The organism is Roseibium limicola (assembly GCF_017313085.1).
Taxonomy (GTDB): domain Bacteria; phylum Pseudomonadota; class Alphaproteobacteria; order Rhizobiales; family Stappiaceae; genus Roseibium; species Roseibium limicola.
On record NZ_JAFLNF010000005.1, the window covers coordinates 113,826 to 127,976 of the forward strand.

Consider the following 14,151-nt stretch of genomic DNA (forward strand, 5'->3'; position numbering starts at 1 on the left):
AAACATCTACACCGCGTTCGGGTCAAGGCTACCATCGGTTCCGCCTGGCGAAACCGTTGAGTTTGGGGCTGATTCCAAACCTGCTTTTTATAGAGCCAGCCGATATCGGCCAGCAAAGGCGATGCTGTTGTGCCGGACTGTGAAATTGATCCACTGGTCAAGCGCAACCTGCTCATGCTATCGGAAGCACTCCTTCGAGAATATCATTCCCAAAATATATAGGTTCACATGTCAGACGTTTCCCTGTCGCTTCAGGATGCCCATGATCTCGTTTTCAAGGCATTGGTGGCCAACCGTACGTCTGCAGAAAACGCGCGTTTTGTTGCGGATGCCTTGGTCGCCGCCGACGCATCTGGTCAGCCAGGTCATGGCTTGAGTCGCGTCTCTGGATATGCGGCACAGTCGCGCTCCGGCAAAGTCGATGGCTATGCGGTGCCTGAGATCGAAAAAGCAGCCCCTGGGGTTTTGCGAGTGAATGCCAACTACGGCTTTGCCTATCCGGCAATCTCTGTTGCGTTGGAGAAGTTGCCGGACATGGCTCGCAGCCAGGGCATTGCCATGGTGGCTATTCGTCATTCGCATCATTTCGGCCAGGGCGGCGCCCATTGTGAGGCTTTGGCCGAGGCCGGTCTGGTCTCTTTTGTCTTCGGCAATGCGCCTGCGGCTATCGCGCCTTGGGGGGGCAAGACGGCCCTGTTTGGCACTAATCCCATTGCCTTTGCCGCACCGGTACCAGGCCAGCCTCCGCTGGTCATCGATCTGGCGGTATCAACGGTTGCCAAGGGCAAGATCATGACGGCGGAAAAAACCGGCAAGGCGATCCCTGAAGGCTGGGCGTTCGACGCGGAAGGCAACCCGACAACGAACGCATCTGCGGCGATGAAAGGAACCATGGTTCCGATTGGTGGCGCCAAGGGGGCCGCCCTTGCCATGATGATCGATGTTCTCGGCGGGGCGCTGGTCGGCGCGGCGCTCGGACACCAGTCGACAAGCCTCTTTTCAGGTGAAGGCGCCGCACCTGATCTTGGTCAGGTCATCATTGCTATTGATCCGAACCTATCCTCCTTTGGCGCTTTCGGCGACAAGATGACAACCATGGTCGAAGCCGTGGAAGGGGTGGAAGGCGCACGAATGCCCGGCAGCCGACGTATTGGACTGCGTGAAGCGGCTGCTCGAGATGGCATTCTCATTCCGGAGCAAATCTATCGGGAAGTGCTGGCCTTGTCAGGTCAGCAACAGGGGGCAGCATGAGGATGGGCATTCGCGACGCTAAAAAGCGCACTCAAGGGGTGGCGAAACTGCTTCCCGGCTTGTTGTTGTGCTTCACAATTGCCGCCGCCGCCGGCTTCCTGTCCGACCATTACGGTGGTCCGGTCATGCTGTTTGCGCTGCTGCTTGGCATTGCCTTCCACTTCCTGTCGCAGGAAGGGCCGTGCATTGCCGGGATCGAATTCACCGCCCGCAAGCTTTTGCGGGTTGGCGTGGCCTTGCTTGGCGCCCGCGTGACCCTGCAACAGATCGAAAGCCTTGGTGCCGGTCCCTTGGCACTCGTCATTTCCTGCGTAGTCGCGACCATTCTCACTGGCTGGGGGTTGGCACGTCTGCTCGGCCGGTCGCGCGAGTTTGGCTTGCTGACCGGTAGCGCGGTGGCCATTTGTGGAGCCTCGGCAGCTCTCGCTGTGTCTTCCGCCCTGCCGCAAACCAGGGAAGCTGAACGCGATACCCTCTTCACGGTGATCGCAGTGACCACCTTGTCGACCATCGCGATGATCCTCTACCCGATTGTTTTCGGTCTCTTCGGGTTTTCCGACACGGTGGTGGGTGTGCTGCTGGGGGCGACCATCCACGACGTGGCGCAGGTGGTTGGCGCAGGCTATGCGGTCTCCGACGAGGCGGGAGACATCGCCACGTATGTCAAGCTCCTGCGGGTTGCGATGTTGCCCATCGTCGTGCTGATCCTTGCCTTCTCCTACCGGGCGGCCTCACGGCGGGCCGCAGAAGAAAGCGGCGGTTCCATTCCCAGCGGCTGGGCGTCTTTCCCATGGTTTGCAGTCGGCTTCGCAGTGCTGTTGCTGGTCAACTCCACCGGAGTCATTCCGGCCCAAGGGCAGGAAGCGCTCGTCCTCACGTCACGCTGGCTGCTGATTGCCGCGATTTCTGCCCTCGGCGTCAAAACCTCGCTGAAGGCGATGGCCGCCCTCGGCGCTCGTCATATCGGGGTGATTGTCGCTGAAACGGTGTTTCTCGCCAGCCTGGCTTTGACCATGACCATTCTGCTGCTCGGACATCTGTGAGCCTCGTGATACCCGCCCGGTTCGATGGTCCGGGCAGGTTTTGCTCAATATTCCTTTTCGAAATAAATCCCGGCTTTTGAATCGCCAGAGGCTCCGACTTCGCCGCGAACCTTGAAGCCCTTGTCCAGATCGATATCCACCTTGACCCGGCTCGACCCTTCCTTGGTGCCCTGTTCGACACCCAGGTAGATATTTTCATTCACATATTTACCGATTCCGACCGTCGGACCATCCTCCCCGGATGTGTCGATGTCGATGGCATCAAGGCCCAGCGACTTTCGCAATGAGGCGAGAGGACCGCTGTCGTTGCCGCCAGTCAGTGTGGCAATGGCCGCCGCCAGCTGGGCGATTTGCGTCGGTGACAAGGACCCCATGTCTTCGCCGAAGAGCAGCAGTGCCAGGATCTCATCCTGTGGCTGATCGGGTGAGGAGGTCAGGCTGATCAAAGGATCGCCTGCCGGCCCGGTAATGCCCACATTGATCGCGGTTGACGAAACGGTTGTTGTGGCGAGAAACGAGATGATCGGGGTGAAGTCACCCGTGAAGGTTGCCTCGCCCTTGGAGAATGTCAGCCGGCGTGTCAGCACATCCATCTGTCCACGGCGCAGGGTGAAGGCGCCGATTGCTTGAGGATCATTGGTCGTGCCTACAATCCGCAGGTTGCCATAAAGCTCGGCATCCAGCCCACGCCCACGCACGAAGATCTGCCCTGGTGCGGAAACGTTGATATTGAGGCGTGGCGGTAACGTCGCAGTGCTTTGTTCTTTCTGCTTGCTGGGCCCACCTCCAATGTCCTTGACCTGTTCGCGCACATCCGCTGGCGCGTTGACGTGCTTCACCGCGACCGGTGAAACTGTGCCGGGTAGGCTGTCGGGAATGGTGATGTCTGCTTTTCCGATGGTGATGTCGCCAGAGACTTCTGCCGCAGACGATGTCCCCGTGAGGGGGCCATTCACTGCCACATCAACATCGAAGAGGGCGTTGACGACACCCGGATCGACATAACGCGCCTGGTTCGCCTTGACCGTCAGGTTGGCGGAATTGCCCTCGTCCAGGCCAATGCTGCCATTGGCGGAAATCGACCCGCCTGCAGCCAGATCAGCTGTGACGTTGGAAACGGAGAGACCGCTTTGAGTGACTTCGAAAGAGCCTTTGAAGTTCTGCAGGGTCGTGGCTGTGTTGAGGTCTGTCAGGATCACCGAGCTTGGGGTGGCAGAGAGAGAGTACTGCGGCGAGGTCACAGTGCCTTTGACCTGGCCTGAAAGTGCCATGGCGCCCTTTGCCCTCAGGCCGGCCTCCGTAAAGGGGCGACGCAGAAAGCTGAGCGGCAGAGAGCCATCCAGCGCCAGGTCGAGCGCCTGTGTGCCGGTGCGTACCTGACCGCTCACTGTCAGAACGAGGCCGTCGGGACCGAAGACCTTGGTGGTCTGGGTGACGACTGTGCCTTCCAGCTGTCCGGTGCTGTCGACGCCGAGAGCGGAAAGCCCGTTCTGGCGCAATTGTGCAGCGCTAAGATCCGCAATACCGGCTTTCCAAGAAACCTGCGGTGCGGAGGTCGGGCCTTTGACATTTGCGTTTCCGGTCAATATGCCGCTGAGCCCCAGGTCTGGAGCAAAGGCGTTGGCCAGGGTCAACGGCACGTCTTTAAGGTCGGCTGTCAGGTCAAGTGTGTCCGCAACGCTGCCTGAGACGGTCAGGCGTCCGTTGCCCAGAGCCAGGGTGATTGGCTCGATACTGGTCTTGCCGCCTTCATAGAGGATTTGCGCCGGGCTGCTCAGGTCGGTCTCAATACCCTGATAGCGTCCGTCGAGATCAGATAGGGCGAGAGTGATGCCGCCATTGTCTTCCAAAGTTACCGTGCCGGTCAGGTTGACCCCATCCGGGTTGGCCCCGTCGGTCAGCGCGACGCGGGTCTCGAAGTCCGTCGTACGCCCGGAGCTTTGTGCCGTCAGCGTCAGGGTTTTGAACGGTGCCGATCCGGCAAGAACGTCGCGGGCGGTGCCTTTGGCATTGATGGATGGCACTGCAAACGGGTCATCTATCTTGGCGTTCAGGCTGAGACTGCCGATGGCAAGTGTTTCAATTTTAAGATCCGTTGCGGAGAGCTCCACATCTGCCGCAGTGGTCAGTCCCTCGGCTGCCGTTACCTTGATATCGCCGCGCAGACTTCCGCCCAAGGGACGCAGGGCAAGCGGGGACAAGGAGGCCAGATCGCCAGCGTCAATTGTCAGAGTGCCCTCGAGGCCTTGCGGCGCGCTGGAAAGATCCGCCAACTCGAACCGACCCGAGAGCCTATTGCCCGCAACATCGGCTTGGAGATCGTCCAGAACGACACCCCCGTCAGAGCTGGTCAGTCGGGCAGACAGGTTGAGCGGTTGGTCTTTCAACCGTCCTGTCATTGAGATTGTGGCTGCCGGTTCCGTGGCTGAGGCGGTGGCCTCAATGTCCGCATCGAAGTTGTGCAGGTCTGATCCTGCCAGAGTGATCGTTTCGCTCGACAGGTTCAGGTTGACCTCGGCGGCGGTCAGCGGGCCGCCGACTGTCGCGGAAAAGGCAAGTGGGCCCACCACTTGTGGGTTCAGCAGAGACAGCTCGCTCAATTCGCCAGCGAGATCCGCGGAGATCTCTTGCGCCTTCAAAGCGGCATTGCCTGTCAACTTGAAGCCTTCGCTGGTCGCAGAAAGTTCGGTCAGCTCAAGATTGTCTGCTCCGGCCAGTTTGAAGTCGCTCTTCAGTCGCGTTTCGCCAGCCAACAGCGCATCTGCCTGGGGAATGCCGACCTTTACGCCGGATCCAGCCACCTGAAGAGTGCCCGTCAGATTAAGGTTGGCAGGCGCGCCGCGTGCGGTGAGGGCAAGCTCTGCAACACCTTCAAGTGGTTTGCCTGCAAGTGCTGCAAAACGCGACAGGTCGTCAGCGGAAGCTGTCGCGGCTATCCTCAGGTCCTGTTGAGAGATCAGGCTGTCTGCAAGGTCCACGCGAATGCCAGGAAGCATGGCAATGGCTTCGGCAATATCCAGTCGTTGAGCCACCCCATTTACCCGGCCGGTCAGCGTTATCTCACTGTCGCCGGAAAGCTCTTGCAGGGCCCTGTCTGTGGGTGCCAATCCGTTTAGAGTGAGCTTGGCGGACAAGGGACTTTCGAGAACGTCGGGGGAAAAGTCAGCGCCATTTCCCTTGGCGGTCAACGCCAGGTTCTGGAGTTTGCCTTCGTTTGTTCCGAGGGACTGCCCCGTCAACTCGATCGACCAATCAGCTGCAGTCAATTGGCCAGAGACTTGCGTTTGAAGCGCGAGGGGACCGAACTGCAATCGGCGGTCGCCGATCTCCACGGCGATCAGATTGCCACCTCCGGCACTCACATCCAGGTTGACGGTTGCATTCAATCCATTGACTTGCGGATTGAAATCACCCTTTGCGGTCAGGTTCAAGGTGCCGGTGGTAAGCTGGAGAGCGCCGTCTAACGGAATGAAACTCTCTGACAGGTGTGCTGAGCCTTCGAGGTCTGTATTGCCCAGGAAGAAGGCGGCGACGGATGACGGCATCAGCGGGGAGAGGTCCCCCTGCAGATTGGTGGTCAGCTGACGCTCCACACCATCCGTCGTCAGGCGTGCAGTGCCGCTGACGGTCTGGCGACCATCAAGTGCGACGGCCAGATCGGCGGCCCAGTCGCTCAACGGTCCGTCGCCTTTCAATGCGACATTCAGCGCTGGCAGACCGGGGACATCCAGCAGTCTGGCGGCAAGTCCGCCCTGTGGTTCTTCTACATCCAGGGTGAAGGCAAGTGTTCCCGCATCGGGAGCAAAGGCAACATTGGCAGAAATGCGCCCACCAGACGTTCCGTCAGCGACGGTCGGGCCTTTGCGGAAGACTTCCAGCGCACCGGTGAGTGTCATCGGATCGGGATCGATCGACCCGCCACCGTTCAGAGACAACTGGATGTCTTCACCCAGCAGCTTTTTGCCGAGAGACAGCATTCCGATGGTCAGCGAGCCGATACGACTCGGCGGCAGGGACAAGGCGTTGTTGTCCTCGGTCGTTGTGGCGGCCGCCTGGTCTGTAGCTGCGGGCAATGTCGGTTGGCGCAGGACCGTAACGCTGGCAATGTCGGCGGAGGTGATATCGATGCGCCTGCCAAGCAGTGCAGTGGGTTGCCATTCGAGCGAGAAATTTTCGGCGGAAGAAAAGACACCTTCGCGGTCTGCCAGAATAACGCGATCAAATCCGGCATCCAGGTCATAGGCAAGGTAGAGCCCCTCCAGCTTGATCTGGAGGTCAGCTGTCGACGCGATGCTCGATACCAGGTCAGACACCACTGCACGGCCACTGGAAAACTGCAGGACGGTGATCGTCAGAAAGATCAGGGCGAGGGGAAGCAACAGCAGTAGGGCCGCGACAACGGCAAGGCTCTTGGCCAGTTTGGTCAATTCGGCACCTGATTTGTCAAAGCCGGACAGGTCTCCCTTCCGGAAATTTCTTGGGCATTGGCTTAGAAAGCCTGACTTAACCCAACATATAGGGCGAAATCTGGGTCGTCTTGCCCAGGATCCAACGGTATGGCCGCATCCACGCGCAATGGCCCAATGGGCGTATAGTAACGAATGCCGGCCCCAACGCCGAATTTCAGCGGTTGGCTGAAGTCGGGCAGGGCATCCTCATAGGCGTTGCCAGCATCCACAAAGGCCACCACTCCAAGGGTGTCCGTAATTTTAACCCGTACCTCGCCAGAGAGTTCCACAAGGCTTCTGCCACCAGCAACTTCGCCGTTCACGCGTGGCCCGACGTTGCGGTAGGCATAACCTCGAATTGAGCCGCCTCCGCCGGCAATCAGCCTGCGGCTGGCCGGAACCGAGCGGATGCTTGGCGCGAGAATGCTTCCGACTGAAACTTTGCCGGCAAGAATAAAGCGGTTGGCCTCATCAAGTGCGTAATAGGTGCTGCCGGTCGCCCGGGTAAACAGCATGGCTTCTCCGCCAATCGTGTCGTAGGCCGGCTCGACATCGGCCTTCAGGTAAAAGCCTTCCGTCGGGTCCAGAACATTGTCGCGGCTATCGTAGGTCAGCCCGACCGGCGTTCCGACCAGCAGATAATCCTGCGTGCCGTAAACGTCTTCCTCATTGGAGAAGCTGATTTCGCCACCGGCCTGCCCGGACAGCGTCTCGCTGAAGGTGCGCTTGTAATAGCCCTCCAGTTTTACGGTGCGGCTGGTATAAGCATCCGGGGCTTCCTGAGCTGCAGAAAGTGCCGTGCTAAAAGAGGTTTGTGGTCCGAAGGCACCTGGCTTGTCGAAGGCGATACGGGTCGCATATTCCATGTCGGTGAAGCTGGATGCCGATAACCGACCCACGGACCCTTCAATCGACAGCAATTCGCCTTTGCCAAACAGGTTACGGCGGCGCCAGTAGGCTTCCAGCCCAATACCTTCTGTCGACGACCAGGAGGCGCCCGCGCCAACGACATGCCGCTTGCGCTCGCTCACCTCGATACTGATAGGCAAGGACCCATCCGGTTGAACAGTGCCTTCCACCAGCCGAACCGAGGAGAAAATACCAAGATCGTTCAGTCTCTTCCGGGATTTGTCTAACGTCTCGGGCGAATAGATCTCCCCTTCCGGGATGAGGGCATAACGTTCAACAAACGCCGGATCGGTGACTTCTGTGCCTGAGACCGTAACGGCGCCAAAAACGGCTTTTGGCCCGGTTTCAACCGGGAGACTGACATCCAGTTTGCGCGTGGCGTGGTCGGCAACGATCTCACGCTCGCCGATATCTGCTGTCGGATAGCCTCGCTTACGCAGATACAATTCGATTTTCTGCTCGGCATTGAGGATCTTGCCCGAGCGTGCAGGCTCACCGGAGATTAGATCCCAGCGGAGCGGATCCTTCGGCAAGTCTTCTGCGCCAGGCCCGGACGCGAGCACAGTAATCTCGCCAAACTGAAATTGCGATCCAGCATCAACCGATATCAAGGTTTCGACTGGGCGGGGGCCGGGAATCTTGCCACTTTCCAGAGTCTCTTCAAGCAGGGTGCCGTTGAAGCGAATGGAGACCGTGCTTCCATAATATCCGTTGGCATAAAGCTGGCCGAGAATGCGCTTCACGTCAGACAGGCCACGTGAAATAAGCCCAGCCTGTCCTGAGGGTGCCTCGTCTTCCTTGGTCACCAGAGTTGAAGCTGCGCTTAGCTTGTCCTGCAGATCGTCTTCCTGGCTGCCAACAACAGAGAGTTCTGCTGAGTAGGGAAGGGGATCTGGCACGCTGATATTTGAAGGTTTGTCGCCTTCAAAGAATTTTTTTCCAAATATTTCGAAGGCTTGAGCCGCCGGCACAGCGCTCAGAGCAAAGGCGGCAGAAAATGTAATGCCCAGAGATGCAGACAAGGCAAGCACATTCATCCGCCGCAGAGAGCTGCGTCGGTTGATGGAAAGCCCGAGTTGCGATTCGGACTTGTTGCTTGCGAGGTATTCAGATGTGTCCCGCAGTGTGGCAGACGGTCTACGACCCACTAAACGCCGCCTTTCATCCCAATATTGAAAATTCTGGTCTCAAGGCGGTTTCTCGCTCCAAGTCCAGTGCGTCTTCGGCCAGATTAACCCTCCATCCGTTATACTAGATTGCATTCAGTTAAGAATAAGCAAGCCCTAACCTTGCTGCCGCAAGGGTAGAAAGTTATTTGAGAAAACATGGTTTTCCGGTTCTGACAAGGCTTCGCCGTGGATTCAGAAAATTGGCTTGTCTTCCGGAAATCCCAGTTGCCGCCGGGCTGCCGTCAGGGTATTGGCCATCAGCATGACGATCGTCATCGGGCCGACACCACCGGGAACCGGCGTGATTGCGCCGACGTGGGACTGGCACTCCCGAAAGGCGACGTCACCGACGAGGCGCGTCTTGCCTTCGCCCTTTTCCGGTGCCGGCAGACGATTGATACCGACATCGATCACGGTCGCTCCGCGCTTGATCCAGTCACCGCGTATCATCTCGGGGCGGCCGACTGCGGCCACGACAATGTCAGCAGCCCGAATGACGTCTGGCAGATCCTTCGTTCGGCTGTGTGCTACTGTCACTGTACAGCTTTCTTGAAGCAAAAGGCTGGCCATTGGCTTGCCGACGATATTGGACCGTCCGACGACAACGGCGTTGAGGCCACTGAGATCACTTCCGAGCGTCCGCTTCAGGAGGATCAGGCTTCCGTGCGGCGTGCAAGGGATCAGCGCGTGGTCCTTTTCGCCGGAGGTCAACAGCCCAACGTTGACTGGATGAAAGCCGTCGACGTCCTTCTCGGGTTTGATCAGCCGCAGCACCTTGCTTTCGTCGATATGTGAGGGGAGCGGCAACTGCACCAGAATGCCGTGGATGTCCGGATCATCATTCAGCGTTCCGATCAGTTCGAGCAGGTGGCTCTCGCCGGTTGAGGCTGGCAAGGTATGCTTCACCGAATGAAACCCCAGCTCGTTTGCGGTCCGATCCTTGGAGCGCACATAGACCTCGCTGGCGGGATCCTCGCCCACCAGGACGACAGCCAGGCCTGGTCTTTTTCCGGTGGAGGCAAGGAGTTCGCTGGCGCGGCGGCCAATTTCGTCGCGCACAGTTGCTGCGATGGCTTTGCCGTCGATCAGGGTGGGCTGGGTCATGATCATCTTCCGTTTGAAGGCGGGCCGAAGCGCCTTTATGGAAGGCTCCTCGGGCGTGGACAAGGCACCAGAACAAAAAATCCGGCCACATCTCGGTTTTGCGGGTAAAAGAAGCGAGGGATAGCTCGCCCGGATCGACGATTTCCGGTGACGAGCAAATTGGGGATGCAAGCGAAAGTTTTTCATTTCATTAAGGGAATCGCTTTCAACTGTGACCGGAGGGACACATCTGTTGAGGCTTTTCCTTATTGCTGGTCAACTGCTTGGACGCAGGCGATTCGGCGTGATACGAGAACCTAGCTTGTTTTTAGTAATGGACGATTTCATGCGATTTGCCGCACCTGCGCTTCTTTCGATGTTGCTAGCCGGATGTGGGGCTCTCCCCGCTGATGGTCCTGGCGCAATTCATATTTCCGCGCAGGATGTGGAAACAGACGCTGAGCAGACCGGCTATTCCCTGATTAATCTCGACACGCAGACAGTTGATATGCTGCAAGGTTATCGTCCCAGCAGTTTCGCCAATCGTTTTCTCGGCGTCGGTGATGGGGCTTCTCCTTCGTCCCTCGGCGTGGGCGATACGCTGGTGATCGGAATTTGGGAAGCAACACGTGAAGGGCTGTTCAGCTCTGAGAACGATGGCGTTAATCAAATTCCGGCCGTTGTTGATGAAACCGGCTATATCTTCGTGCCTTATGCGGGCCGTGTTCGCGCTGCAGGGTTGACTGTCGAGGGCCTGCGTCAATCGATCCAGCAAAAGCTGATCGGCAAGGCCGTTGAGCCGCAGGTGGTCGTGACGCTGGGCGATAAACTGTCCACCACCGCCGTTGTTGTTGGCGATGCGATGAAGCCGGGCGTTTACCCGTTGCCAAGTCGCAAGATGCAGCTTCTAGATCTGATCGCCTCTGCCGGCGGGTCTCGTGAAGCAACCTTCGAGACGGTTGTTACCCTGAAGCGGGGTCGGCATTCTGGCACGACACGCCTCGAGCACCTGATTGAGTTCCCGGAAAATAATGTGACCGTCTCGCCGGGCGACACGGTCTTACTTTCGCATCATCCGCGTACCTTCTCTGTCTTTGGAGCGGTGAAGAGCAACACACTCGTTCCTTTCAAGACCAAAAAGGTGACGTTGGCTGAAGGCCTCGCAACCGTTGGTGGCCTGAACGATTACAAGGCCGATGCTGCTGGAATTTTTCTGTTCCGTTATGAAGATGCTCAGCTGGCTCAGGCCCTTGATCCTCAATTGTCTCGCTCCATTCCGTCAGAGACGCAGGTTCCGGTTGTTTACCGTTTGAGCCTGCGTGATCCGCGTGGCTTCTTTCTTGCCCGGGAGTTTGAACTACGGGACAAGGACATCATGTACGTGTCCAATCATCCGACTGCCGAGTTTGGGAAATTCCTTGCTATTATTGCGCCGTTAATCAGCAATGTTGCTGCGGCGAACACCCTCGTCGATTAACACATTGGAATATGTGATAAGCCTGTGGAGGCTGACCCGCTGCGAGGCTTCTCCTGGTGGGGTACAGGTGTTGGTTTCATAAGTGCGAGTATCCAGTTTGGGTCAGGCGTTTCGAGTATTTTTGTTTCTGCAGGGGCCACCTGCGCGTTTCGCCAGGGTCCTCGCCGATGAACTCGACCTATTGGGTGCCAAAAGCTTACGCGTCAATCTTTGCGCAGGGGACTGGCTTGCTTGGCATGACCTGCGCTGCACAAACTATCGAGGCAGCCTGAGCGATTGGAAAGCGTGGCTTAGTGATTTCTGCCTAGCGAATGGCGTTACCGATATCGTGTATTACGCTGACCGGTTGCCATATCATGTGGCAGCACATGAAGTGGCTCAGGACCTGGGGATCGAGTGTTTTGCATATGAGTTCGGGTACCTGCGCCCGGATTGGATCACTCTTGAACGCAATGGAATGTCGGCTCATTCGTTGTTTCCCAATAACGCGGAAACCATTCGGACCGCGGCGCGGGACCTTCCAGATATTGATCGACGACAGCTTTATGGACATAGCTTTGGCGAGGAAGCCTTCGTTGAAGTGATTCACAACATGTCAAATGTTGTTCTGGCATCGGCATTTCCCAAGTACGACCGAGACCGCTGCTATCACCCGCTGGCTGACTATACCCGCCATCTTTTCCGTCTGCCGCTGGCGCGCTGGCGCAATCGCCGCGCTGGGAAGGTGATCGACGATCTGGTGGCCTCCGGCACGCCTTACTATGTGTTTCCGCTGCAGCTGCAGAGCGACTATCAGCTGCGCTTCAATTCTCCTTTCAACCACATAGGCAAGGCTGCGGAAGAAGTCATACGTTCCTTCGCCAAGTCGGCGCCTGTGGAAGCTCATCTCGTCTTCAAGGTTCATCCGCTCGACAACGGCATCGAGCCCTGGACACGCATCTTGATGTCTGTTGCCAAGCGGTTTGGCGTCAAGCGCCGTGTCCGGATCATTGATGGCGGCAATCTCGATGAACTTCTACGGTATTCGCGTGGTGCCTTGACGATCAATTCTACGACTGGTCTGCATTCCCTGCGTGTAGGATGTCCGACGAAAGTTCTCGGTATCGCGCTCTACGACATGGAAGGGCTGACCTGTCAGGTGCCTATCGACGATTTCTGGAAGAACGGGACCGTGCCGGACCTCGAACTCCTGGATTCGTTGGAGCGACTTCTGGCTGCCACGATCCAGGTCAAAGGTGACTTCTACCAACCGAAGGGGCAGCGCGTTGCCGCTTACGCTATGGCACGCCGGCTGATGGAAAACCGGGTGAACGAACCCGGTGCACTATGCGAGGAGCCGCCGCGACTTGCGAGGGCGAAAGCGATGAATATTCCAGTGACCTTCGTTGAACAAATGGCCAATCGGGGCAAAACCGAGCGGTGGTTCAATGCGTGGCGCCGCTGAGACTACCAATATAGAAACTGTTTTGCCGGTAGAGGCTGTCTCTGCTCCTGGCTCCGAGCGCCACTTTCTGTTTCTCCAGGGCCCCCTGTCTCCTCTTTACCGACAAATGGGGAGGCGCCTTACCGCAGCTGGTGTGAGGGTATCGCGGATCAATTTATGTGCTGGTGACTGGCTGCACTGGCCCGGGCCACGTACAATCTCGTTTCGCGGCAAGGTCAGCGTCTGGCCTGAGTTTGTCGAACGCTTCATACAGAAAAACGGCATTACAGACCTGGTTGTCCATGGGGATCAGCGAATCTACCACAAGGCTGCGATTGACGTCGCCTTTGCAGTAGGCGCACGTGTCTTTGTAACTGAACTCGGCCTTTTGCGGTCAGGTTGGATGACACTTGAGCGCAACGGCCTGTCGACCTTGAGCTGTTTCCCCGATGATCCGCAGCAGATCCGCGCAGTTTCTGAATCCGTTGGTCCCATTGATCTCGACAACCGGTTTGAGAAGTCGACCTGGCTAGAACTTGGGCCGGACGTCATTTACAATCTGTTGAATGTGGTTGCCAGGCCACTTTTCCCGCACTTTCAGCGTCATACGATCTATTCGCCTGTGCCGGAGTACCTGCGTGGAGCTTGGAAGATGATACGCGCCAAGAAGCGCGATCGAGAAGCGGCGGAGGTTGTTGCGCGTCTAAAACGGTTACGGGGGCCGCTCTTCCTGCTCCCGCTGCAGCTGGAAGGAGACTTTCAGCTGAGAGCCCATTCGCCCTTTGACAGCTTCTCCGAGGTTCTGGATACAATCCTGACGTCCTTTGCGAGAAACGCGCCTGCGAGTGCGAAGCTTTTGATCAAAAGCCATCCGTTGGATGTGGGATACGAAAACTGGCCGCAGGTCATAAAAGATATTTCCCGTCGCCGGGGTTTGGTGGGGCGTGTTGAGTATATCGACGGCGGCCGGATGTCGGACCTGTTTCCGTTGGCAAGCGGACTGGTGACATTGAATTCCACAGCCGGATTGGAAGCGCTTATGGCAGGCGTTCCTGTCAAGACACTCGTACCAGCGCATTTCGACATCGTCGGGATGACGCACGATGGATTACTCGAAGATTTTTGGGGAGCGCCGAAAAGACCAGACACGGACCTTCTGGCTGCTTACTGCCGAGCCTTGGCCGGCACAGTGCAGGTGCCTGGCTCTATCCACAACAAGCAGGGCACTCGCATTGCAGCCGAAAACATGGTCCGCCGTATGCTTGAGTGCAGCGTCAATGAGCCTGGGGCGTATGTTTTTCCGCCTCCCAGGTTGGAGCGCGCGAGGGCCTTGGGTGTTCCGTTATGA

8 protein-coding genes are annotated in these 14,151 nt (G+C 57.7%); 5 read left to right on the forward strand and 3 right to left on the reverse strand.

Annotated features, from left to right (window positions below):
• Positions 1-228 precede the first annotated feature (228 nt).
• Both J0X15_RS12675 and J0X15_RS12680 read left to right on the forward strand, forming a co-directional pair.
• A complete protein-coding gene (locus J0X15_RS12675) occupies positions 229-1,251 on the forward strand; it encodes an Ldh family oxidoreductase (RefSeq protein WP_206941262.1) in 1,023 nt (340 codons plus the stop codon).
• Positions 1,248-2,294, forward strand: coding sequence for a YeiH family protein (locus J0X15_RS12680; protein WP_206941264.1), 1,047 nt, complete (start codon positions 1,248-1,250; stop codon positions 2,292-2,294). Before J0X15_RS12675 ends, J0X15_RS12680 begins: the two co-directional genes overlap by 4 nt.
• A gap of 44 nt (positions 2,295-2,338) precedes the next feature.
• Here the strand turns inward: J0X15_RS12680 and J0X15_RS12685 are convergent, their stop codons facing one another.
• From J0X15_RS12685 to folD, 3 genes are all read right to left on the reverse strand, one after another.
• A complete protein-coding gene (locus J0X15_RS12685) occupies positions 2,339-6,721 on the reverse strand; it encodes a translocation/assembly module TamB domain-containing protein (protein WP_206941273.1) in 4,383 nt (1,460 codons plus the stop codon).
• A gap of 62 nt (positions 6,722-6,783) precedes the next feature.
• The gene (locus J0X15_RS12690) at positions 6,784-8,799 is read right to left on the reverse strand and encodes an autotransporter assembly complex protein TamA (RefSeq protein ID WP_209015312.1); all 2,016 of its coding nucleotides are present in this window, start codon (positions 8,797-8,799) and stop codon (positions 6,784-6,786) included.
• A 213-nt stretch (positions 8,800-9,012) separates the two neighbouring features.
• Positions 9,013-9,924 carry a bifunctional methylenetetrahydrofolate dehydrogenase/methenyltetrahydrofolate cyclohydrolase FolD gene (gene folD / locus J0X15_RS12695; protein WP_206941276.1) on the reverse strand — a complete coding sequence of 304 codons (912 nt, stop codon included), beginning with the start codon at positions 9,922-9,924 and terminating at the stop codon, positions 9,013-9,015.
• 232 nt (positions 9,925-10,156) lie between these two features.
• On the opposite strand from folD, the gene J0X15_RS12700 reads away from it, so the two are divergent.
• The 3 genes from J0X15_RS12700 to J0X15_RS12710 all read left to right on the forward strand — a co-directional run bounded on the left by J0X15_RS12700 (position 10,157) and on the right by J0X15_RS12710 (position 14,151).
• Positions 10,157-11,380 carry a polysaccharide biosynthesis/export family protein gene (locus J0X15_RS12700; protein ID WP_209015313.1) on the forward strand — a complete coding sequence of 408 codons (1,224 nt, stop codon included), beginning with the start codon at positions 10,157-10,159 and terminating at the stop codon, positions 11,378-11,380.
• Between the two features lie 328 nt (positions 11,381-11,708).
• Positions 11,709-12,824, forward strand: a complete 1,116-nt coding sequence (locus J0X15_RS12705; protein ID WP_209015314.1) for a capsular biosynthesis protein — start codon at positions 11,709-11,711, stop codon at positions 12,822-12,824.
• 133 nt (positions 12,825-12,957) lie between these two features.
• Complete coding sequence (locus J0X15_RS12710; protein WP_209015315.1) at positions 12,958-14,151, forward strand: capsule biosynthesis protein; 1,194 nt, start codon at positions 12,958-12,960, stop codon at positions 14,149-14,151.